20 protein-coding genes are annotated in these 22,270 nt (G+C 51.4%); 2 read left to right on the top strand and 18 right to left on the bottom strand.

Annotated elements, in window-relative coordinates:
- Positions 1-135: 135 nt before the first annotated feature.
- The 13 genes from RGU75_RS07950 to RGU75_RS07890 form a co-directional block, all read right to left on the bottom strand.
- Complete coding sequence (locus tag RGU75_RS07950; protein ID WP_322234685.1) at positions 136-1,104, bottom strand: NAD(P)-dependent oxidoreductase; 969 nt, start codon at positions 1,102-1,104, stop codon at positions 136-138.
- A 23-nt stretch (positions 1,105-1,127) separates the two neighbouring features.
- Positions 1,128-2,411 (bottom strand): MFS transporter, encoded by a 1,284-nt coding sequence (locus RGU75_RS07945; protein WP_322234683.1) that lies wholly within the window; start codon positions 2,409-2,411, stop codon positions 1,128-1,130.
- Positions 2,412-2,534: 123 nt separating this feature from the next.
- Positions 2,535-3,485, bottom strand: a complete 951-nt coding sequence (locus RGU75_RS07940; protein ID WP_322234681.1) for a sugar kinase — start codon at positions 3,483-3,485, stop codon at positions 2,535-2,537.
- 101 nt (positions 3,486-3,586) lie between these two features.
- Positions 3,587-4,354, bottom strand: coding sequence for a TIM barrel protein (locus RGU75_RS07935; protein ID WP_322234679.1), 768 nt, complete (start codon positions 4,352-4,354; stop codon positions 3,587-3,589).
- 242 nt (positions 4,355-4,596) lie between these two features.
- On the bottom strand, positions 4,597-5,667 hold the full coding sequence (locus RGU75_RS07930; RefSeq protein WP_322234677.1) for a LacI family DNA-binding transcriptional regulator: 1,071 nt from the start codon (positions 5,665-5,667) through the stop codon (positions 4,597-4,599).
- A 131-nt stretch (positions 5,668-5,798) separates the two neighbouring features.
- Positions 5,799-6,659 (bottom strand): hypothetical protein, encoded by an 861-nt coding sequence (locus tag RGU75_RS07925; protein WP_322234675.1) that lies wholly within the window; start codon positions 6,657-6,659, stop codon positions 5,799-5,801.
- Between the two features lie 70 nt (positions 6,660-6,729).
- Entirely contained in the window at positions 6,730-6,900 is a 171-nt protein-coding gene (locus RGU75_RS07920) for a hypothetical protein (RefSeq protein WP_322234673.1), read from the bottom strand.
- Positions 6,901-6,903: 3 nt separating this feature from the next.
- On the bottom strand, positions 6,904-9,396 hold the full coding sequence (locus tag RGU75_RS07915; protein ID WP_322234671.1) for a TonB-dependent receptor: 2,493 nt from the start codon (positions 9,394-9,396) through the stop codon (positions 6,904-6,906).
- A 105-nt stretch (positions 9,397-9,501) separates the two neighbouring features.
- Positions 9,502-10,539 carry a FecR domain-containing protein gene (locus RGU75_RS07910; protein ID WP_322234670.1) on the bottom strand — a complete coding sequence of 346 codons (1,038 nt, stop codon included), beginning with the start codon at positions 10,537-10,539 and terminating at the stop codon, positions 9,502-9,504.
- The gene (locus RGU75_RS07905) at positions 10,509-11,033 is read right to left on the bottom strand and encodes a sigma-70 family RNA polymerase sigma factor (protein ID WP_322234668.1); all 525 of its coding nucleotides are present in this window, start codon (positions 11,031-11,033) and stop codon (positions 10,509-10,511) included. Before RGU75_RS07905 ends, RGU75_RS07910 begins: the two co-directional genes overlap by 31 nt.
- Positions 11,034-11,313: 280 nt before the next feature.
- On the bottom strand, positions 11,314-12,330 hold the full coding sequence (locus tag RGU75_RS07900; protein ID WP_322234666.1) for an IS30 family transposase: 1,017 nt from the start codon (positions 12,328-12,330) through the stop codon (positions 11,314-11,316).
- A gap of 176 nt (positions 12,331-12,506) precedes the next feature.
- On the bottom strand, positions 12,507-13,361 hold the full coding sequence (locus tag RGU75_RS07895; protein WP_322234665.1) for a DUF2145 domain-containing protein: 855 nt from the start codon (positions 13,359-13,361) through the stop codon (positions 12,507-12,509).
- A gap of 301 nt (positions 13,362-13,662) precedes the next feature.
- Positions 13,663-13,998: a hypothetical protein gene (locus tag RGU75_RS07890; protein ID WP_322234663.1), complete on the bottom strand. Its 336-nt coding sequence runs from the start codon at positions 13,996-13,998 to the stop codon at positions 13,663-13,665.
- Positions 13,999-14,540: 542 nt separating this feature from the next.
- On the opposite strand from RGU75_RS07890, the gene RGU75_RS07885 reads away from it, so the two are divergent.
- Positions 14,541-15,932 (top strand): amino acid permease, encoded by a 1,392-nt coding sequence (locus tag RGU75_RS07885; protein ID WP_322234662.1) that lies wholly within the window; start codon positions 14,541-14,543, stop codon positions 15,930-15,932.
- 650 nt (positions 15,933-16,582) lie between these two features.
- Positions 16,583-17,659 carry a phytanoyl-CoA dioxygenase family protein gene (locus RGU75_RS07880; RefSeq protein ID WP_322234661.1) on the top strand — a complete coding sequence of 359 codons (1,077 nt, stop codon included), beginning with the start codon at positions 16,583-16,585 and terminating at the stop codon, positions 17,657-17,659.
- A 402-nt stretch (positions 17,660-18,061) separates the two neighbouring features.
- Here the strand turns inward: RGU75_RS07880 and RGU75_RS23955 are convergent, their stop codons facing one another.
- From RGU75_RS23955 to RGU75_RS07860, 5 genes are all read right to left on the bottom strand, one after another.
- The gene (locus tag RGU75_RS23955) at positions 18,062-18,184 is read right to left on the bottom strand and encodes a PEP-CTERM sorting domain-containing protein (RefSeq protein ID WP_416186856.1); all 123 of its coding nucleotides are present in this window, start codon (positions 18,182-18,184) and stop codon (positions 18,062-18,064) included.
- A gap of 218 nt (positions 18,185-18,402) precedes the next feature.
- Positions 18,403-19,350 (bottom strand): carbohydrate kinase, encoded by a 948-nt coding sequence (locus RGU75_RS07875; protein ID WP_322234659.1) that lies wholly within the window; start codon positions 19,348-19,350, stop codon positions 18,403-18,405.
- A gap of 142 nt (positions 19,351-19,492) precedes the next feature.
- The gene (locus tag RGU75_RS07870) at positions 19,493-20,746 is read right to left on the bottom strand and encodes an ROK family transcriptional regulator (protein ID WP_322234658.1); all 1,254 of its coding nucleotides are present in this window, start codon (positions 20,744-20,746) and stop codon (positions 19,493-19,495) included.
- A gap of 295 nt (positions 20,747-21,041) precedes the next feature.
- On the bottom strand, positions 21,042-21,482 hold the full coding sequence (locus RGU75_RS07865) for an RbsD/FucU family protein (protein ID WP_416186855.1): 441 nt from the start codon (positions 21,480-21,482) through the stop codon (positions 21,042-21,044).
- Positions 21,475-22,269, bottom strand: a complete 795-nt coding sequence (locus tag RGU75_RS07860; RefSeq protein ID WP_322234656.1) for an ATP-binding cassette domain-containing protein — start codon at positions 22,267-22,269, stop codon at positions 21,475-21,477. Before RGU75_RS07860 ends, RGU75_RS07865 begins: the two co-directional genes overlap by 8 nt.
- Position 22,270 lies beyond the last annotated feature (1 nt).

Genomic DNA, 22,270 nt, shown 5'->3' with positions numbered 1-22,270 from the left:
GTTTCGGATCACCTCGATAGCGCACTGCACAGGTAAAAAAATGACGCCCTCTTCAGTATTTCCATTTTAAAAAATAGTGGAAATACTGAAGAGGGCGTTGTGTCATCAATACAGTCAATCAAGATATTGGTCGGGTTAGCGTTTTGGATTGACAATGTTCCCTGAATATTTGCCATCCAAAGCATCAATCAAATTTTGCGCTGCACAGACCGCCATTGCGTGCCGTGTTTCATGCGTAGCCGAACCGATGTGCGGAAGCGCGACGACATTTTTCATGCGCAATAACGGCGAATCTTGCGGCAACGGCTCGCGCTCAAATACATCAAGCCCTGCGCCCCGAAGCTGACCGTTTTCCAGAGCGGTTATTAACGCCGACTCATCGATAATACTGCCGCGTGAAATGTTGACCAGAATAGCCCGGGATGGCATCAAGGCCAACTCGCGCGCGCCAATCATGCGTTCAGTTTGGGGCGTTAGCGGTACGGTAACACACACAAAATCGGAGGTCTTCAGCAAATCATCGAGCGGTGTAAGTTGCGCTCCGTAGGCTTTTTCGGCAGCGACGTTGGGCGTGCGGTTGGTGTACAACACCCGCATCCCAAAACCACATGCGGCACGTCGGGCGATAGCCCCGCCGATGCGACCCATCCCGATAATACCCAACGTTTTCCCTTGCACGTCGGTACCAAAACACGCCTCGCCGATACTACGCGTCCATTCACCAGCACGCACATAATCGGCCATTTCCACTACCCGCCGTGCAGTCGCCAGAATCAAAGCGAAGCCGGTATCGGCAGTGGTTTGTGTAAGAACGTCTGGTGTATTCAGCAACGCGATATTGCGGCGGGTCAGATCATCTACATCGAATTGATCGGTCCCGACCGAGATTGTCGAAATCGCCAACAGTTTTGGTGCAGCATCAAGGATCGCGGCATCGATTTTTAAACTCGCACCGATCATGCCTTCGGCGTTGGTTAATGCAGCGATGAACGCCTCCCGATTACCGTCATTGACGCTGTCAAATTGCAGTACTTTAGAGCGCTCTTGCAACATTGCCAGCACATCTTCCGGCACTTTTTTGTAGAGTACGATTATTGGTTGCATAGCTTGTATTTCACCTTGGATAGTTAGCGTGTTGCCGGTTGCAAATGACGCGGCGCGACCACTTCCACTGGCGGTTTTACCCATAGCATCAGCAACACCGACATCAGCAAACCACCTGCCATGAACAGATAGGACGCCAACGGACTTCCGGTTGCGCCATTGAGATACCCGACCACATACGATCCCAGAAAAGAACCGAGCGCACCCATGCTGTTAATCAACGCCATCGCGCCACCGGCAACGTTCTTAGGGAGAAGCTCGGGAACAATTGCAAAGAATGGACCGTAAGGCGCATACATCGCGGCACCGGCAATCACCAGTAACGTGTAAGACCACCAAAAGTGACCGGTCCCGATCAGGAACGAACCCAGAAAAGCACATGCGGCCAACAACAAAGCTGGCCATACAAACAGCTTACGATTCTGCAATTTATCCGACGCCCATGACGACAGCAACATGGCGATGATCGCCGCCAGATAAGGAACTGCGGATAACCAGCCGGTTTCGACCATACTGATAGACGACGCATTTTTAAGGATAGATGGCAGCCACAATACGAAGCCATACACACCAATACTCCAGCAAAAATATTGCGCACAAAGCTTCATGACCGCTGGCGACTTGAATGCCTCACCATAATTGCGGACCGGCTTCATCGCCGCTTGCTCCAACTCCAGCGCGGCTTTAATATCAGCCTTTTCTTGCGGTGATAACCAGGTCGATTCAGCCGGTTTATCCTGCACCACAAACCACCAGATAACCGCCCATATTACTGCCGGTATACCTTCAGCGATCATCATGTGACGCCAGCCGAAACTGTTGACCAGATAACCTGATAAGACCGACATCCACAACACCGTGACGGGATTGCCTAAGATCAAAAACGTGTTGGCACGTGAGCGTTCGGTTTTGGTGAACCAGTTACAGATATAAATCAACATCGCTGGCATCACCGCTGCCTCGACCACGCCAAGCGTAAAGCGGATCACCATCAGCATGGGGATATTGCTGACCATTCCGGTCATCGCAGCGCACGCGCCCCACAAAATAAGGCTCCAGAAAATCAGCTTTTTGACACTACCGCGCTGCGCATACATCGCGCCTGGAATCTGAAAGAAGAAATAGCCCAAAAAGAACAGAGCACCGATCAACGATGACGTGCCATGCGAGACGCCGAGATCGCTGTTAATCCCTGCTGCTGCGGCAAAACCGTAATTGGCGCGATCCAGATATGCCAGACTGTATGTGATAAATATAATCGGCATGATGTACCACCAACGCCGTACTGCTAATGTTTTTGTCTCCATGATTTTCTCTTTAGTTTTGAATCTATGTTGAGAGTGAATTTTAATTTTTGAATTACTTGTTGAATCTTGTTTTTTTATTCAGATCGGCTTCTTAAAAATCATCCAGCCTTCATCCGAAACAAATCAGATTATCGCCAACTCTTCCTGATCCAATCTGGCGCGGGTGGGCAATCCTTCGCTATCGCCGATGACTTGAATAGCCATGCCACCGATACGGTTACCGCGCTCTACCGCAAACGCCAGATCGCGCCCTTCCAGCAGGGCGCTGATCACGCCGACCGCAAAACCGTCGCCCGCGCCGACCGTATCGACTACCTTTGCGACCGGCAATGCTTCGACGGTTAACGCACGGTCGGCGGTGCGTACGTAGGCACCTTTTTCACCTAACTTGATGACGACACCTTTAGCACCGCCCGACAGATAGAAGTCTGCAATTTCACGCGGTGTTTGCAATCCTGTCAAAATCCGTCCTTCCTCTAAGCCGGGCATGATCCAGTCGGCATAGGCGGCCAGCTTATTCAGGCGTGCGATCATCACATCGCGTGAGGCCCATAAGGTTGGGCGCAAATTGGGATCGAAGCTGATACTTTTTCCTGCGGCGCGCATTTCCTGCGCGATATGCAGCGCCAGTTCGAATGAGGTTTCAGAAATTGCCGGCGCTACGCCGGATAAATGCAAATGACGCGCTGCGCCAAAGTATTCCGGCTTATAGTCGGCCAATGACAAATGACTGGCCGCCGAACCCTTACGGAAGTATTCGATTTGCGGATCGCTGCCATCGTCGCTGCGCGACTTTAATTGAAAGCCGGTGCGATAACGGTCATCAATGGTCACTGCACCCGTATCGATGTTCTCGTCGTTGAGTGTCTTGAGGATAAAACGCCCGAAGGAATCCGCGCCGACACGACTGGCCCAGCCAACCTTAAAACCTAAACGCGCCAACCCGATAGCGACGTTAAGCTCGGCACCCGCGGCCCGTTTGACAAAGGAAGTGACGTCACCCAAATCGCCAGGTTCGGTGGCAACAAACAAGGTCATGGCTTCGCCATAAGTCACAACATCAAGTTCTTTCATTACATTCTCCGTAAATCCTGATATGGCATTTTTAATGCAATCACATCTAAATTAAATAACGTCCAAAGGCAATAACCCTCAATAACCTTTATCGTCCATAGTCAAACCGACCGTAACTGTGCAACATGTTGCTTCGCGGCGGGCCCGATTCCCTGATCAGGCAGCGGGTATTCGATTCCACGCGGGACGGTCTTTGGCAATACTGCCAGACACTTGCGCCAGTAAGCCAGCGTATCTTCATTGGGCGCGGCCGCAAAACGCCGCATGCCTTCGCCCTCCACGCCTTTGCAATGGATGTAATGCACGTAGGGAGTTAATTGCTGCGCCGCCCGGAGCGGATCTTCGCCCGCCCATATCCAGTTGCCTATATCGAAAGTCATTCCGACAGGCAGTTTTGCCATACTACAAATGGCGAAGAAATTGGTGAAGTCGGCGATTCGTCCACCGGTTTGGAGTTGTCCGTTTTCGACTAATAACGCAACGTTGCTGGCCGCCAATGTGGCGCGCAACGCACTAACGTCAACGTCACCCGCGAAATGCCCGAGTTGGAGTTTGAGGGACGATGCGTTTAATGCTTCGGCCTCGCGCAACAGATCCGAAAGTGCATCCAGATTGAGCGCGCCATCGTCGAGAAATAACGGTGTGGGCGCGGAATACACAGCGAGCAACTGTTGACTATTGAGTGTTTTTGCCAGCGCTTGCAGCGCGTCAACGCTATGGCAAACGGCATCATGAAATAGCTCGCGCCGGATCTCAATACCATCCGCACCGGCAGCCACCGCAAGCGGCACGAGCGTGGCGTGGCCTTGTTTGATGACGGACTCTATGCCAAAAGATGAGGCGACAATAACGATCTTTGGTAACGGCAAAACTGTCTCCTGATTTGCTGACGGCGCTGTTGGCTCGGTGCAGCAGATGTTCGAATATTTTATTTTTTTACCCTGAATTTCGGCGTGACACGCTCCATTATTTTTCAATTCAACGCGATGGAACCGTTTCCATTTTATGACGTAAAAAATTGGTGACTAATTAATTTTCCCCATAAAGAAACAATTCATAAGGCAAAAATAGCTTGGAACCGATTCCAAGATAGCCGGTAAAAAATGCCTCGTCAAGGTTTTTTTTGTGATATCTCGTTGAGGGTTGAGCCCCGTATCTTTAACTCGCCCGGAAAACTGAGTACTCGCGCAGAAGTTGCCACACCATCAATACGCTGTATCAAAAATTCGACAGCGGCATGGCCTATATCGAAAGTTGGTTGCCGGATACTGGAAATATCCGCGCCCGCCAAACCTGCCCACTCCGGATCATCAAAACCGAGCAATCCGATATCCTTCGGCCATTGCGCGCCCAATTCACGTAAGGCAAGCGCCGCGCGTAAAAGCACGCGACCGTTACTTGCCAAAATGGCAGTCCGGTGCAAGGCAGTACTCGCCAGGCAGTGCCGCAATGCCGCATCAAGCGTAGCCGGTTCACGCAGATCAACTTCTGAGGTGACACTGAGACATTTTCCGGCGCTGGCATCAACCAGTGCGCGCATCGCGTGGTGGCGTTCCTGGCGACTACTGATCAGTCCGATAGGTTCGGTCAAAAAATGAATTGCCGTATAACCCTGATCCAGCAAATGTTGCGTCGCCAGCCTCGCAGCCTGGTCATTGTCGAGGCCAACCATATCGCATTTAATACGGCTGGCGCGACGATCGATCAACACCAACGGAACGCCAGTGCGCGTGATCGCTTCCAGATCTTCCTCCGGTAGCGCGATTGGATTGACCACCAATCCCTCTACCCGATAATTAGTTAGCAACTCCAGATAGCGTTGCTCAAGCTTCAGTTCGTTGGCCGAATTGCACAACATCAACATATAGCCGTGCTGCTGGCATCCAGCTTCAACACCGCGCATCACCTCGACCGAATAAGGATTGGTGATATCTGCCACGACCATGCCGATCAGACGCGTACGGCCTCGCTTTAAACCACGTGCCATCTGATTCGGCCGAAAATCGAGCTTTTGGATAGCGCGCGCTATCCGTTTACGCAACTCTTCCGACAACGCATCCATCTCGCCGTTCAGATAACGCGAGACGCTGGTTTTGCCGACCTGTGCTTCCCGCGCAACGTCATTGATCGTAGTGGTGCGCGGAATACTGGCGGATGCGCTAAGGTTATTTTTTTTGATCATGGTCTGGTAAGTGTCGGCAAAACAATTTTGCCGCGCCTATTATTCCATGCATGCTAGCGCCTGTGTAACCAATCACATCAGCGCCAGGTCGGCGCTATATTGATATTGCCGCCAGATGCGCATGTGCCGTATTACCGCAATTGCATCGTCAAAACCGAAAACGAGTCCGCATGAAACTGTGGATCTTGCTTCTTCAGGTCCGGCCCCGGAGCTGGTTGCGTAAAATCCATCGTGAACAAATACGCCTGACCGCGTTGAGGGTCGTAAGCCATATTGTGCGCCCAGGGTCGCGTGCCGACAAAACCCAATGTTCGATAGTCATTTGGCCCCGATTGCGCGATCACGGTCAGATTCGCATCTACACCGCTTGCTACCAACAGTCGCCGACGTTTTGCGTCGTAAGCAACTGCATTGACCGCATGCGTGATGGGCAATGATGCCTTTAACGCACCGCTGTCGAGATCGGCCACAACCAAAATAGGTGAGTTGCCGCGACAAGCCACGAACAACCGGCGATTTTGCGGATCAAGCGCCAGTGCGCTTGGCTGCGTACAGCCATCAAAGCGCCAGATTGCGCTAGTCTTCAGACTTGCTGCTGCAATACGCATGACCTTGCCTTCATCCCGCATCGGTAATAATATCGTGCCGTCACCTACAGCGACAAGAGGATCAATTTTCTTGACGTCGACATCTTGTTGCGCGACGATTCTGTCCTCTTTTGGATCGAGGACGAATAAAGTCGACTTGTCTGCACGGCGGCCGCTGGCGATAATCACCCATCCAGTGACGGGTTCGTAGACTGCACTATTCAGGTTTGCGTCGGCTACCGGAATGCGCTTCAGCGTCATCAGATCGGATAACCGCACGATCGTCAGAGAACCGTCCATGTTGGTAATGTAAGCCCGATCCACACTCGGCACGAAAACCACGGCATTTGCGCCCACACTGTTATCGAGAGAGCGTACTACGCGCTGTTTTTCAACATCAAACACCGTGAGTCCGTTTTCACGGCGGGCAATAAAAAGGTAAGGACGGGTCGGATCTTGTGCCGCAAAACCCCAACTATGACCACTGCCAGGCAGCGTAGTGGTGTGTGATCGCCGCTAACAAGCTATTTTCTTGCGCCAGCGCAGAATTGCCGGACAACGCGCCGCCAGCAAACAGGAGCGCTGCACCTAGCGCATTCAAGCCTCGCAGGGCCAGCGATGGAAAAGCATCATTAATCGTTTTCATAGGTCAGAAATCCACACTGGTGACGAACGAGACCTGACGCGCATCGCCGATTGAAACGAAGTACCGATTGACGCCGGACGGGTAGTAAGTCTTGTTGAACAGGTTCTTGATATTTAACTGAAACTTGACGGCCTGACCGCCAATTTTTGCGTCGTAAGTGGCAAACGCATCGGCAACGGTATAACCCGGCATTTCAAAGGTATTGGCAGAATCAATGGCCCGTGCGCCGACATAATGAGCACCACCGCCCACCCGCAATTGGTCATTTCCAAAAATCTGACGTGCATCGTACGCTGCGTACAGCGAGGCCGTTTGTTTGGCTACGTTAGCCAGTCGATAGCCAGCATAAAGCGGATCTTTTGTGGTCTTGGCATTGATGTAGGCATACGTGCCAATCAGACTCCAGCGCTCGGTTAACTGACCCGTAAGATCGACTTCGATACCGCGAGAGGCCGCCGCACCGTTGGTGCGATATTCGTTCAGGTTGGAAGTCGCGTTGTATTGCACAATCTGGACATTCTTCTTTTTTATATCAAATACTGCGATGGCTCCGGTCAGCGCGGTCGTAAAATCAAATTTGGTGCCCAACTCAAACGAAGTCGCCTGTTCTGGTTCAACCGAGGAGTCGATAATATTGCCCGAAAGCAGCGGCGCGATAGTCGACGTTGGCTTCAGCGACTTGGTATAACTGCCATACAACGAGACTTCGTCCGACACCTTATAAATCAGACCGAGACGCGGCAACCATATCGAACCGGTGGTGTTGGTATTTGCAGTAAATGGGCGACCACGACCCGCGATTTGGGACCAAGTCTGATAACGCCCGCCGCCCACCAAAATCCATTTTTTACCCAGATAAAGTGAATCTTGAAAGAATAACGCGCTGTTGTGTAACTGGTCGCTTTGGTCGCTGTCAGAGGCCGAAACGGTGGACACCGACTTGTCCTGACCATATACCGGACGCAAATAGTTGCCATTCGTGGTCGTGGTGCCGCGCAAGAGATCACCCCGGAAAATCCGTCGGTATTCAGAGTCGGTACCAAACTGGATATCATTGCGCAAACCCGCGATATCAACCCTGCCCTGCAAATACGCGGTGCCGTAACTATCCATAATTAACGCGCCATGGGTCGCATCGTGGCTGCGTGTTAGCGCACCTGTGATGATGTTGACGCCGAATAAACGCTGCTGTTCGGCATCATAAGTTTCGCGGTTATAGCTTAAACCGATATGCGCCTTCCAGACATCATTGATCTGGTGATCAACCGTCAGTTGCGCCAAATCCGATTGCCCTTGCATGCGATCATAAGGCTCATCCAGCCGTTGCGTGGCCGGAATATCCAGCGGTCGGCCGGTAGTCGGATTGATGGCTGTACCACGATCAAATGGATACAAAAACTGGCGGTGTTCGTAAGAGGCTACGACTTGCGTATCGCGTCCATACCAGGCTAACGAAGGCGCAAAGAGGGTTTCCCGATGCGTACCGAAATTGCGCCAGTAGTCCTCTTCAACCTGATCGAAGATCAATCTGTAAGCCAGATCACTATTGCCGAAAGCACCAGTCGTATCCAGCGTGACTCCACCGCCATTTTTGCCGCCACCGTAGGTAGAACCGGTGGCCGAAAGCGTGGTATGGCGCAACAGCTCCGGCTTTTTGCTGATCACGTTGACGACGCCACCCGGGTCCATAATACCGTAGATCAACGACGATGGCCCTTTCAATACTTCGATACTTTCAGCCGCGGCATTAAGCCCGCGGCCCTGCACTAACGGCATGCCGTTATGCATAATTGAACCATCACGATTGCCCCCAAAACCACGTTTCATGATCGTGTCCTGCGTGCCAGCCAAGGTATTTCCCTGTGTGATGCCGCTAACATTGATCAGTGCGTCGTCCATATTGCGCGGGCGCTGGTCGTTCAGAACTTGCGCCGGTACGACGTTGACGATTTGCGGAATGTCCAGCACCGGCGCGTCCGAGCGCAGCGTCGTTGAATTCGGTGCAGGACGATAGCCGCTGCCGGCGGATGCGTTGACCGATATTTCAGGTAATTCCGTCAAGGATGCGTCGCTCACCTGAGGCGCACGGATAATAATGTAGCCACCGTCGTTTTGCACCACTGCGGTCAACCCTGTGCCAACCAGCAACTGCTGCAAACCTTGCGGAACCGCCACATTTGCATGCAACCCCGAACTGGACTTACCTTCCATCAGACTGGCGTCCGCTGACAACAGAATACCGGCCTGACTAGCAAATTGACGCAACGCCAATCCCAACGCGCCAGCGCCAATGTCATAACTTTTAACCACTGCATTGTGTGTCACTGCGGCGGTCCCTTGCGCTTGAGCAGATATCGACGTCAACAATGGAACCGACAGCAGCGCGAACCCGCAGAGTTGCCATACAAAGGGCAACGGCAGCGGGTTCCGAAGGTTATGTAAAGTATGACGCTTATTTCGAGACCGGACGGTGTGCGGAGAATGGGATGTAGACATGGAAATCCTTAAGGTAATCATCAATGGCAACAACTGTTTATCCATTGCCAAGCGATATCCCAAAAGCGGAACCATTTTTATAAAAATATTTCTTAACAGAAAATATCAGAGCGCTTCTACAGTCACCCACCACGATGATCTGCGTCTGATATGAACCGGCAGCGTTGCTGCCAGCGTCGTCAGAATACGGTCAGTATCGGCCAGCGGATAGACGCCCACCAACCGCAAATACGCCACTTCGGGAGCGCATCCCAAGTAACCATGACGGTAACGGCCCAACTCTGCCAAAAAATCGTCGAGACGCATGTTATCCGGTGTCAGCAATGCATTCACCCACGCTGCGCGACTTTCGTCGCTGACTCTGGACGCACCGATCCAGCTAACACCGAAATCACGTGCGAATCCGGCTTGCGCCAACTGGATTGCGTTACTTTTAGCCAGACTTATCTCCACTGCTCCTTCGAACACAGCAACAGCCGACCCGGTTTCCTGATATCGCACGGTAAACCGCGTTCCGAGTGCGCGCACCTGACCGTCTGGCGTGGATACTTCCAGCGGACGGGCAGGAATTTGTGTGTCGTGTGCGCTTTGCACTAATATTTCACCAGCGCGCAATCGTATTTGCCGCGTAGAACCGGTGTAGTAAACATCCACCGCGCTGTCAGTGTTGAGCCACACGACAGTACCATCCTCAAGTGTCAGCTTACGCGTTCGCCCGATATAGGTCCGATATTGCGCTTTCATCGAGGCCAGATAAGTGCGCGCCGAATAGGTATCCAGAGCCGTATCACCAACAGCAACCATGACGCACAGCGCGACCAAAGACTTCACCAACGTGCGTCGCTGGCGCCCGGGTGCCGATAGCGCTGCGTGTGCTGGTACCGCAGACAACAACCCAAACTGTTGATTGACCGCCTCGACACGACTCCACGCCTCAGCATGCAACGGTGTGGCATTGATCCACACAGCCCAACGGCGGTGATCGTAGGCATTTGCTTTCTCGGATCGCAGCACGGCAAACCATTCTGCCGCTTCCTGCAACACGCTAAAGTCTTTTGCGCCCGAACCCGGCGGATTGGCGCGCGGAGGCGGCAGATAAACGCCTTTATCGATCATCCCGCCAACTCCACCAGTAATACGCATTGCAACATTGCCTGCGCCATATATTTGCGCACCATACGATCTGAAACGCCAAGTTGAATCGCAATCTGACCGTACGTCAGCCCGTCGAGTTGCGCCAACAAAAAAGCTTGCCGTGCCTTGGTCGACAACTTATCGAGCATCGTATCAATTTGAAATAAGGTTTCCATCACCAAGGCGCGCTCTTCTGGCGATGGCATTGCCATCTCTGGTCGCGCCGCCAGCGCAGACAGATAAGCCCGCTCCAATGACAATCGCCGCCAATGATTGACGACCAACCCATTAGCGATCGTGCTCAGATAAGCGCGTGGCTCAAGCAGACCTGTTGCAGATTTATTGGCCAACAAACGCACAAATGTATCCTGCGCCAGTTCCGCCGCGTCGTCTCTCGAACCAAGTTTGCGCCATAACCAGCTATACAACCAACCGTGATGATTGCTGTAGATAGTTTTGAAACTCGCAAGCGTATTGTTTAACGGAGTGCTGGAGCTGGACACGATCGGGACGCGATGACGCGCGGTTAACAAAGCTTGTTAAGGTAAAACCAGAAGGGATGAAAGTTGCGCAAGAGAAACGCTTCTTGGGCAATTATAATAGAAATGATTCGCATTTACTACTTGTTAACGATTTATCTTAGGAGCAATGCGAAATTTTCTTATCTTTAATTGAAGGCAAAGAGAGATGAATTGCCAACGTGGGTGTCTGAGGTGAATGGACTTCCCACATTGCCAATGATGTTAAAGGACGGCGGTTTCAAATACCAAGCGCAACACTGGGTTAATTAACAGTGTCAGTCGGATGTTGTAGCAACGCGATGTGCTGAGTATAAACGACGAGTGGCGACTCATAATCGAGCCTTGCTCTTGGACGCGTATTGAGCGACAAGGCGATGGCGTCGAGTTCGTCCTGAGAGTAGATCGACAGGTCCGAACCCTTGGGCATGTATTGGCGCAACAAGCCGTTGGTATTTTCATTTGACCCGCGCTGCCAAGGGCTGTGCGGGTCGGCGAAATAGATCTGAACACCGGTGCGCTCGGTGAGGATTTTGTGGCCGTGCATCTCGCGCCCTTGGTCGTAAGTCATGGTCTTGCGCATCGCTGCCGGCTCGCGGTTGAGCACCGCCGAGAAGCTGTCGACGACCGCTTTGGTGGTTGCGTTGTCCATCTTGGCGAGCACCACAAAGCCGGTCGTGCGCTCGACCAGCGTGCCCACCGATGAGCGGTTGCCGGCACCCTTGATCAAGTCCCCTTCCCAATGGCCGGGAATGAGGCGGTCCTCGACCTCTGGAGGCCGGATGTGGATGCTCTGCATATCTGGGATCTGACCCCGGCGATCGGTGCCACGGCTGCGTGGCTTACGGACCTGGTTGTGGTGACGCAGGCAGGCAATCAGCTCACGCTTGAGTTCGCCGCGTGGGTGCAAGTAGATGGCGTTGTAGATGGTCTCGTGGGACACAGATTTCTCAGAATTGTCGGGCCAAAGGGCCCTGAGTTTGCGCGCTATTTGCTGCGGCGACCAGAGGAGTTTTAGCTGATGCCGGACGACCTGGAACAAGGCCCCGTCCGCGTGCAGTTTGGGAAGACGTCGCGGCAGGACACGACGCGCCTGGCATTGTGCGTGGGCCAGATTGGCATCGTAGACGCCGGCACCGCTGGTGCGTTTGAGTTCGCGGCTAATCGTGCTGGCTGAACGGCAAAGGCGTTTAGCAATGGATCGGGTGGAGCACAGGTCGTCGCGCATGGTCATGACGACGGCGCGTTCCTGAGTAGTTAAATGTTTGTAAATTTTCGCCATGGCGGCACCTTACAGCAGAAGGTGTTGCACTTGGTCTTTGAGAACGCCGACTATTGTGCTGACTTTGACAGTCCGATAGGTTAAAACGCGCGCCAAGAACTTAATGTTATTACTTCAATCCGCTTCGGCACCAAAAAGTTTAAGCGGTGACGAAGCATGGATTAGGTCCTAACTTTTTACGGACGATCAGGCGCTTCGCATGGATACGCAGCCAATGCAGTAGATGGCGGCGCTACTTCAGGCTCCGCCACAAAGATTAGCTTTGCTGCAGGATCAATTTTTTTCAGGAAATGCGTCATTGACACCACGCTGACGATGTCAATTTGATCCGCGTATCGCCGCTTGCCAGGGTGATCGTCGAACGCAATATTTGCACGAAACAGGCGACCGCCTAGCCTTGTCATCGGACCAAGCGCCAACGTGGTGGGTTCATATTCCATCAACTTTAACCATTGTTGCGCTTTTTCACGGCTGTCTATTTTTACGTTTTCAGCAAGCATAACGGTTAGCAATTCCAATACCCATTGATACGAATTTTCATAACGGGTCGCAAATGAATAGGCCAGCATGTTGTAATGCGGGGTAAATAAAGCAAGATAATCGGCTGGATTTGAAAGCTTTGCCAGAATTTTTTTCTGCGCCGCCGGAGACGGAATCATTAACAGCGAATCGAAGCTAAATAAATCATCAAGGAAAAAATTAGCCAAACCCTCTTTCCAGATTGCCGAGGTAGCAGTACCGCATGCGTTGAGCAAATGCATGGTGCGCCAAGTACCAGATGCTGGATCTTTAAGAACGAAAGCAATGTGGGAATAACGTAATCCGTACTTAGACAAATCCGAGCCGACGCGGGCAATTAACGCAACTTGTGGCTGTTCCTTGTCTAGTGTTTTTGAAAGCTTGCTAGCGCTATTGAAGGCCATCCGGACAGAGCTGGGACTCGGGGTCGTTTCTGAACAGCTTTGGCCCGCAAATACCGCATTCTGTAATGCCAAGGTCAAGACCAAACCACTGATAAGTCGAAGGATCATACGGTCCTTTTTTAATGAGAAAGTTTAGTTTGATAGAGCAAGCTTTCATCAACGGCATTGGAGCAATCCTGGCCGAAGTTTTTTGTTGATCTTTGTCTAGACACGACATGATTGGTGCGGCGGGAAACTATCGTCAGACATTGCGGCGACGAGATCGGCGCGGAATGCATTTGAATTAGAGGCCGCCTGTGCACACGCACACCGACACGACATCAATCAAAAAGTCCGGTTCTTTGGTATTCGGCGCATCATCTTAGCGCTGGGTAAATCTAAATGGACAGCCCCTTCAACCAACTCGAATTCAATGGACTAGCCGACCAAAGGCGCGACGCAGTAATCCGCGAGTGGCACCAATAGCTGTGCCGAGTAAACCTAACATCATGAGGCTTGCGCCAAGCCCGAATTGGCGCGGCATTTCGCCGCTGGTTGGTGAGTCCGGAACGGCAAAGATCATACCCGTCGTCCCGACAATGATAAGCCCTGCGCAGGTTATCCAGTACCAGCGTCGGCGAACGGATCGACACCCTTTCCAGATAGAAAAAAACAGGCAGGAAAAGTAAAGCGAAGCAAACAGGCAGATGAAAATCATTTCCACACCCGTCCACGCATTGGGATTTGCCTCCGCACCTGGCAACATATATTTATCCTCGTTTGATCATAAATGCAAAATTAGCGACAACTGACTCGTCCTTCTCGGCATTGATAAGATCAATTGGTTAAAAGCAATACACATATTTTGTCCGAAAAAACTTCTTATCGAAACATTAAGCAAAATCCTGGACACACACTTTGACACACGGCTTGACTGCCGGTTCAGAAGCCGGCGACATTTTTAATATCCCCTTAAAGCCGTTGTCATAGCTGCTTATCTATTTATGATTTATTGCTGAAATTCAACTGTTTTTTGGTTACAAATCTTACTTACTGAGCGTTAGCATAGCGCTACATTGAATTAGATGGCCTTTTTGCAGCAATAAACACCGGCTGGAGGAATCGTCGGTAAGGAAATAATCGTGGCGCAGAGGGCGCTATGACATCTTAAAACGATGCTTCCTTAGCCGCTAACGCATTGCGTTCAAAAATATTAACAGCAGGTCCGGGACAAGGCTACGTCAGATTGCCGTTCCAAAAATTGGCAATCTGATTGTCCATACGTTAAAAAAAACAGGAGATGAAACAATGAAAAAAACCGATCAGGGCCTTCATCGTGGCTTGGGCGAACGCCAGATTCGCCTCATGGCACTTGGCGCAGCAATCGGCGTCGGGCTGTTCTTAGGATCAGCCAATGCCATCAAAATGGCTGGACCCGGCATTATGCTGGCCTACATTATCGGCGGTGCAGTCATATTTCTGATCATGCGCGCACTGGGTGAAATGTCCGTACACAACCCGGTTGCAGGATCGTTCAGCCGCTATGCAAAAGACTATATAGGCCCGTTGGCGGGATATCTGACTGGCTGGAACTACTGGTTTTTATGGCTGGTGACGTGTATCGCAGAAATTACCGCCGTCGGTATTTACATGGGTATCTGGTTCCCTGACGTGCCACGCTGGATTTGGGCATTAGCCGCATTAGCCGCGATGGGTTCCGTCAATCTATTAGCGGTGAAAGCGTATGGTGAATTTGAATTCTGGTTCGCATTGATCAAAGTGGTCACCATCGTACTCATGATCGTCGGTGGCTTTGGCATGATCATTTTTGGCCTCGGTAATCATGGCGTTGCCATCGGTATTTCGAATCTATGGAGCCACGGAGGATTCTTACCCCACGGCGTACAAGGCGTGCTCATGTCATTTCAGATGGTCATGTTTGCCTATTTGGGCGTAGAAATGATCGGCCTGACCGCGGGCGAAGCAGCCAATCCCAAAAAATCGATCCCGGATGCCATCAACTCGGTGTTCTGGCGCATTCTGATCTTTTACGTCGGCGCGCTGTTTGTCATCCTATCGATCTATCCATGGAATGGAATTGGCGTCCAGGGCAGTCCGTTCGTCATGACCTTTGAGCGCCTTGGCATCAAGACTGCCGCTGGCATCATTAACTTTGTCGTCCTCACCGCTGCGCTATCGTCATGCAACGGCGGCATTTTCAGCACCGGTCGGATGTTGTTTAATCTGGCAGAACAAGGTCACGCACCACGCGCATTTGCTGAAACATCGGCCAACGGCGTGCCACGCTGGGCGGTCCTGACATCGGTCGTTGCGCTGTTATTCGGAGTATTGCTAAACTATCTGGTGCCAGAAAAAGTGTTCATGTGGGTCACCTCAGTGTCAACCTTTGGCGCGATCTGGACATGGGGCGTGATTCTGGTCACGCAAATGCGCTTCCGCGCATCTTTGTCTCCAACCGAACGGAAAGCGCTCGCTTTCAAGATGCCTTTCTGGCCTTATGGCTCATGGATCGCATTGGCATTTTTAGCGCTGGTAATAGGTTTGATGGCCTATTTCCCGGACACCCGCGTTGCGCTCATGGTTGGTCCGTTATGGCTGGTACTGTTGACCATCCTGTATTACGCGCTGCGCCTTGCGCCGCACCACAATCAGGGCGTGAGTGGCGTCAGGGCGAGATAATTACCGTTGTTGCGCTGTGCAAGAGAGGGCGTTTGTTTTGCCCTTTCTTTGCTTACAGTGGCTTTTTTGTCGTTCACCAAAGTCACCAATGCCTATTCTTTGCATATAGTTTGGCTCAACACGCGCCATGATTTAAACCATGCGAATCGTCCGTAGAATAAATTCTCAATTGCTTGGTACAAAGGTAGTTTTGTCGCGATGTGAAGCGGCTTCCAGTGTAGAACGCCCCTCTAAAATTTCCCCTGCTTTCAAAAAATTAGCACTTTTATTTCCGTCTTGAAATAGTCGTCGCGACAAACATCGTCATAAGACATGACGTCAGAATCATAGCCGGTCGGGCCAATGACGGCGCACATCACCGCAACCATCTTTAAACGAATAAATCAGCGCTTCCCTGGACAAACCAGCGGCTTATTGCGGTAAACGCTCTCTGCGCCCTTGGCGTTCACCGCGTTCTCTGAGCTGGGTAAAAGGCGGTGATGATCGCCCATTATGGCTATCCCCAGCCGTTTGCTCCGAAAGCTTTGCGCACGTATTCGCCATCTCAAATATTTTCCTTGCAGGGTAGTAAATACGGCTATCCTCTACCATTCGATATTTAATTATAAACTTTCGGTCAGGTTCCCATGTCCATTCCAAATCAACTTAGCATGCACGATCTGGCGCAGTTTTTTACAAACGGGTATTTTCGTTTTGTTCAACCGAATGGACCGGAAGTTGTGGATCGAGTATTGGCTGCGGCCAATAGATTAAGAGCGGCATATCCCAATGGATTTGATCATTCTGAGGGTTTTGGATCGACAAAGATGCTCCCCCGAACAACGCCGCCCTTACCCAACGATCGCGCCCCTACGCTGATTTATCATAACGCTGGTTTTATAGAGCCGGATCTTTTTTTGCCTTTACAAAATCCTGCTGTTTATGAAACCATAGAGCGGGTCGTTGGCCGGGATTTTTATTTGTCCAACGTATGGCTACAAGTAGTTCCTCCGGGCACTGGAAGAATGGGCTATCACAAAGACGAGCATGGTTCTGTGTCTATCACGATGCCGTTGGACGATATTGGTTGGCGCAGCGGCAGTACCTGCCTCGTTCCTGGCACTCATCGGAATACGCCACCACCTGTTTTTTGCATGTCAAACATCATGCTTGATCACAAGCGCGAAGCCCAGTTGACCGGTGCAGCTGGCGACGTCATCTTTTTTACACCTGAAGCATGGCATGGACGCGCAGAAAATTCGACCGATACATCGACTTGTCGTTTATTTTTTAATTTTTATAGTCGTTCAAGTCGCGATTCGACCCGCTGGAGTCCATGTATCCCTGCTGAACAAGTGGCCCACGCAGCCGAAGTAATACCTTTCCCTTATAGACATATGTTTCGTATTGATCCTGCTCCACGAAGCGAAAATCTTCAGCAAAGCAAGTTCATGGCATGGGTGACCCATAACGGCTCATCTTCTTCCTCCTCTGCATTGTCTGCGCTTCTACGCGAGTATTTTTATTGGAAGGGTGCCGTCAAAGCGCCGATAGGCACGGATGCCCGTGGAACTGATCTCCCTTCTTATCGGACCACCATCACCGAAAGTGAAAGGTTTTCCGTCTTTTATTATATTCGGCATTTGGATCCAGTCCGAACAATCAAAAATACTGTGCGATTGAGCTTGGAGTATTGGATGTCGGTGTGCAGATTGCGGGCAAAACCATTAGAAAAAGGTGGAGAGTAAAGCATTGCTCGACTGGACCGAATCACTGACGATTGGGTTTATTGCACCAACGTTGCAAAGCCAAGGCATCTTCACACTTACCTCAATAAATTGGACGTGCGGATCGATTTAGTTTGAAAGATCGCTCTAGCATTTTTGGTGCTCGTAATAGGTTTGATGGACCATCTCTCAAACGCCGCGTTGTGCTCATGGTCGGTCCGCTATGGCGAGGTGGATTTTTCAGGTCCTTCAACACGCAAGATCGAGAAAAAGTCAGCGAGTCAGCGATGTAAATAAAAAAGCGAACCCGTTAAGGTTGGCGCTTTGTCAGTGTTGCAACGTTGGGTAATTCGACGACATAAAGCACTGGTAAACGAAAAACGACGCACGCGGCGACGTTTGAACGGCACCAGAAAAGAAGATCTATGCGTTTTGGTTTTTCGATGATTTGCGGCGGGATGCTACAAAACCGAAAAGACCTCGTCCAAGCAATGCCAGGCTTGTTGGTTCAGCAACGGCGTTACTTGCAAACGAAATGTCATCCATTCCAATTGTGTCGCCCGTGTTATTTCCGTTATAAGAAAACACAACCGAACGTATGTCATTATCAGAATCAGTGACACCCATAAACAGAGTTTATTATTCTGGAAATTTAGAATATCTAAAACCGATGTGTATCCGAGGTTCAGGCCCGTCCCATTGACTCCACTGTATGCTGTCAGGGTCATAGGGTCGGTGGATTGATCAATCATGCCAATCAGAATTCAGAGACTAGGAACAAATTGCTCAGTCTCTTCCCAAGACGCAGGATCACAACCCACTCGCGTAATGTTAATACTGGCCGCTGCAATCGCGTGTTGAAGTGCACCGCGCAAAAAATGTTGATCAACTTGGGCCAGTTCCCGGGATGAGGTCAACTTGTCCGAACGCCTTAGATAAGCGATCAATCCGGCATGAAAACAATCGCCCGCCCCGACCGTATCAACCACATTTAGCGCTCCTGGAGTCGGCAATTCGACCTGATGAGCACGCGTCAGCAATGCGGCACCTTGCGCACCGCGCGTCAATGCAATCAGTTGCAACGTTGATGCTTGAAATAAAATGTTGGCCAGTTCGGCAAGGGACGGCGCGCCAAAACCAAGAATCTCCAGATCCTCGTCACTGACTTTGACGATATGCGACTGGGCAATAGCGCGTTTGACGCCTTCAATATAGTCATCACGATGTGCCACCGCCAGCGGTCGCAAATTGGCATCAATCGACACAATGGCACCACGATTTTTTGCTTCGTCTATCGCAGTGAGGATCTTTTCCAGATCATCCGGGACCAATGCCAGTCCGCCCGTGTGCAGCAATTCCATGCCTTCTGGGAAGCGTGAAATCAACATCTCGGCGCTGACATCCCTATCCGCCACCGCTTCACGGTGAAAGGCGTAAGTCGGCGAACCTTGCGCATCAAGACTGACCACCGCGAGCGAAGTCGGCCACGAACTCGTTGCGTTTGCACCCAGATGGACGCCATTGTCGGTAAGAAGAGAATAAAATTTCTTCCCGAACTTATCTTGTGACAGCGGGTTGAGGTAGGCGGTGGGGACGCCTTGTCGCGCTAATCCCACCGTGAAATTACATACCGAACCACCAAGACAGGCTTGAAAACGCCCGTCCGGTTGCTCGATCAAATCCACCAGTGCTTCCCCTATTGTCGCTATCATAATATTCTCGTTATTCGCTCATTGATGATAAAACCGACTCGTTGCATTAGCCGGTGGCGTAACTGTGTTGGGACCTACCTTTTGGTTGCCAGCAACCACCTTCAGTGTCGAACAATGACGAATCCAGCAAGTGCTTTCAACGTTAATTGCTTAACTTGAGAAACAGATCCCGATCCGGGGCAAAGTTGGCATACAGCGGTAACAGCGCGCCACCTATTGCCCGGGCGTCCGAGCCGATAGTACCGGCGAGAATTTCCGGACGCATAACCCCTTCCCAATTGTAATAGCCGAGCGAAATTTCTACTTCTTCAAGGAGTTTTTCGAGCAGTGTTCGATCACAAGAGCCATCGATAATAATTTTGTCCAAATCCAGCAAACAGGTTGCGCTGTTAATCGCAAGTGCAATCGCACGCGCTGCATCGTCGAGCCAGGCGCGCGTATGCGTGACCCAAGGCGCTTGCAATGCGCGGGCATCAAAGCACGCAGCCTGGTCCAGCCCCGCGGCGCCAAATAATTGTTCCAGTTTGAACAGCGACGCATCACTCAACAGTTGATCAGGTGCCGTTTTGCTGTCACTTTTCGCCAGCCCGAGCGGGATCGAGGCAAGGGCGCCAGCGTTCCCATGAAGACCGCCTCGCAAATGACTGTCGATGACAAGGCCGCCGCCGATAAAGGTATCAACAAACACATACAAGAAACTTTTAATACTTCTGCCACGCCCAGCGACCAGTTCCGCAACACAGGCTGCCGCAGTGTCTTTGGCGAACTCGACCGGCAGGTTTGTCATTCCTTGCACGCGTTCCCTGATATCAAGCTGCTTCCATTTTTCGGCTTGCTCGGGAGGCATGCCGAGAAGCGTTTGCCACCCACCCAACGCCAACGGTGCTGCGATACCGATACCGCTGAGTCGCCCTGCGCGTCTAGGACCCAGCAGCCCATTCATATTCTTGAGTTGCTGTTCAATTTCGTTAAACAACACATCGGCGTCGGGAAACGCGTACGACAACGATGACCGCTCGCGTGCGTTTCCGACAAAGTCGACCAGCAACACGTCCAGACTACGGCGACCAATCTTGATACCAATAGAAAAAGCACCGTCCGGATTGAGCGCTATCGGGACGGATGGTTGGCCAACCTTGCCGCGCAACGGTGCAAGCTTTATCACCAATCCTTCTTCGAGCAGACGATTAATGATGATTGAGATCGTTTGCGTACTGAGCTTGGTGAGTCGGGCAAGGTCAGCTTTTGGCATACTGCCGTGAAATCGTATTGCTTGCAGTACAACGCGCTCATTAAACTGACTCATTCCAATCTGATTTGAACCACGCGGTCTGAGCCATTCGCTGTCGTCGTCGACTGGCTGGCTCACCGATGATTCCGTGTGTTCATTTTTCATGTTAATAGAAGCGGCGCTTTACCGCTTCCTTTCTGAGGTAAGAGTATGAATTTCTTGCGCATTATCGTCAATTTGTGCTCCTTGCAGGAGAGCATCAGCGGCATAATTACACACTTTTCCATCCGCGTGCCCGTACAACACATTTCCCTCGCAAGAGAGCACTTCTGCGTGACAAGGCATTCAGGTTTGCGCGACATGGAAGTGGTTAGTTTTCAGCATCGCCCTTGTGGGGTGCATCTTACCGTCTCTCAATGTGTCAACTTCAGTGTGCTGCTAATTGTTACGCTACTAATTGTCAGTTAATGACGCCTTTTTTGAAAATAAAATTGGCGTAAGATTGCATCTCACCCGTTTGCACAATCGCGTAAGCTTGCTTAACCCGCTCATAAAAACTGAACCGCTCCATCGCTTCGCATTGTTCCGGCCTAGCCAAATCGCCCACTTCCAACAACACAATCACCGATAACTGAACCGTCGACGTGAATCCGGCCGGGCTATCAGACACTTGCATGTAAGCGACCGGCTGCGTCACTGCGGCATCTAACGGAAATACCGACAACACGGCTGCACAGGTTCGATACAAATCGCATCCCGGCAACCTGACAATCGGTTTTCCCCGCCCCAACGACTCGGCAGTGAAGTTGGCATCTACCACCGCAACTTCATCCCCGTGCCCCATTTCACAGAGTATTTTCAGCAATTCCGGCGATAACAGCGCGTCGATACCTTTAAGCATGGGCATCTTTCGGCAGGTCTTCAGGATTTTTTGCACCGGTCATTACGGCAACCGTGTCTGACATGCTGATGTGCTTGGGATCGACTACTGCCACGCGCTTGCCTAACCGCTGAATGTGAATGCGGTCGGCGATCTCGAACACATGCGGCATATTGTGACTGATCAGTATCACCGAAAGGCCCCGATCCCGCACCCGTCGAATCAGTTCAAGCACCATATTGCCCTCTTTGACGCCCAACGCCGCCGTCGGCTCATCAAGAATCACGACGTGCTTGGCAAACGCCGTACTACGGGCTACAGCAACACCCTGACGCTGACCGCCGGATAAGGTCTCTACCGCCTGATTCATGGAACGGATACCGATTTTCAGATCCTGCATATGCTTGATTGCTTCTGCCAGCATTTTCTTCTTATCGATCACCTTCAGAAATTTTCCCAGAAAACCGGCTTTCAATATCTCACGCCCAAGAAACAGATTTTCAGCAATGGTCATCGCTGGCGCGACAGCCAAATCCTGATAAACCGTCTCAATCCCATAGCGACGCGCATCAATCGGCGAGCGAAACTGGACCCGTTGACCGTCCAGCAGCATCTCTCCGGAATCGGGAACGAGAGCGCCCGATAAAGCTTTAATCAGACTGGATTTGCCAGCACCGTTATCACCAATCACGGCCAGAATTTCACCGGCACGCAGATCAAAATCGACGCCATCAAGCGCAGTCACATGCCCGTACCGTTTGGTAATGCCACGTGCCTGAAAAATGATGGCTGAATTATTCGTCGTCATT

Origin of the sequence: Glaciimonas sp. CA11.2, assembly GCF_034314045.1 — a bacterium.
Classification (GTDB): domain Bacteria; phylum Pseudomonadota; class Gammaproteobacteria; order Burkholderiales; family Burkholderiaceae_D; genus Glaciimonas.
Note: the sequence above shows the minus strand (reverse complement) of the source record. Positions and strands in the feature narration are given on the sequence as shown.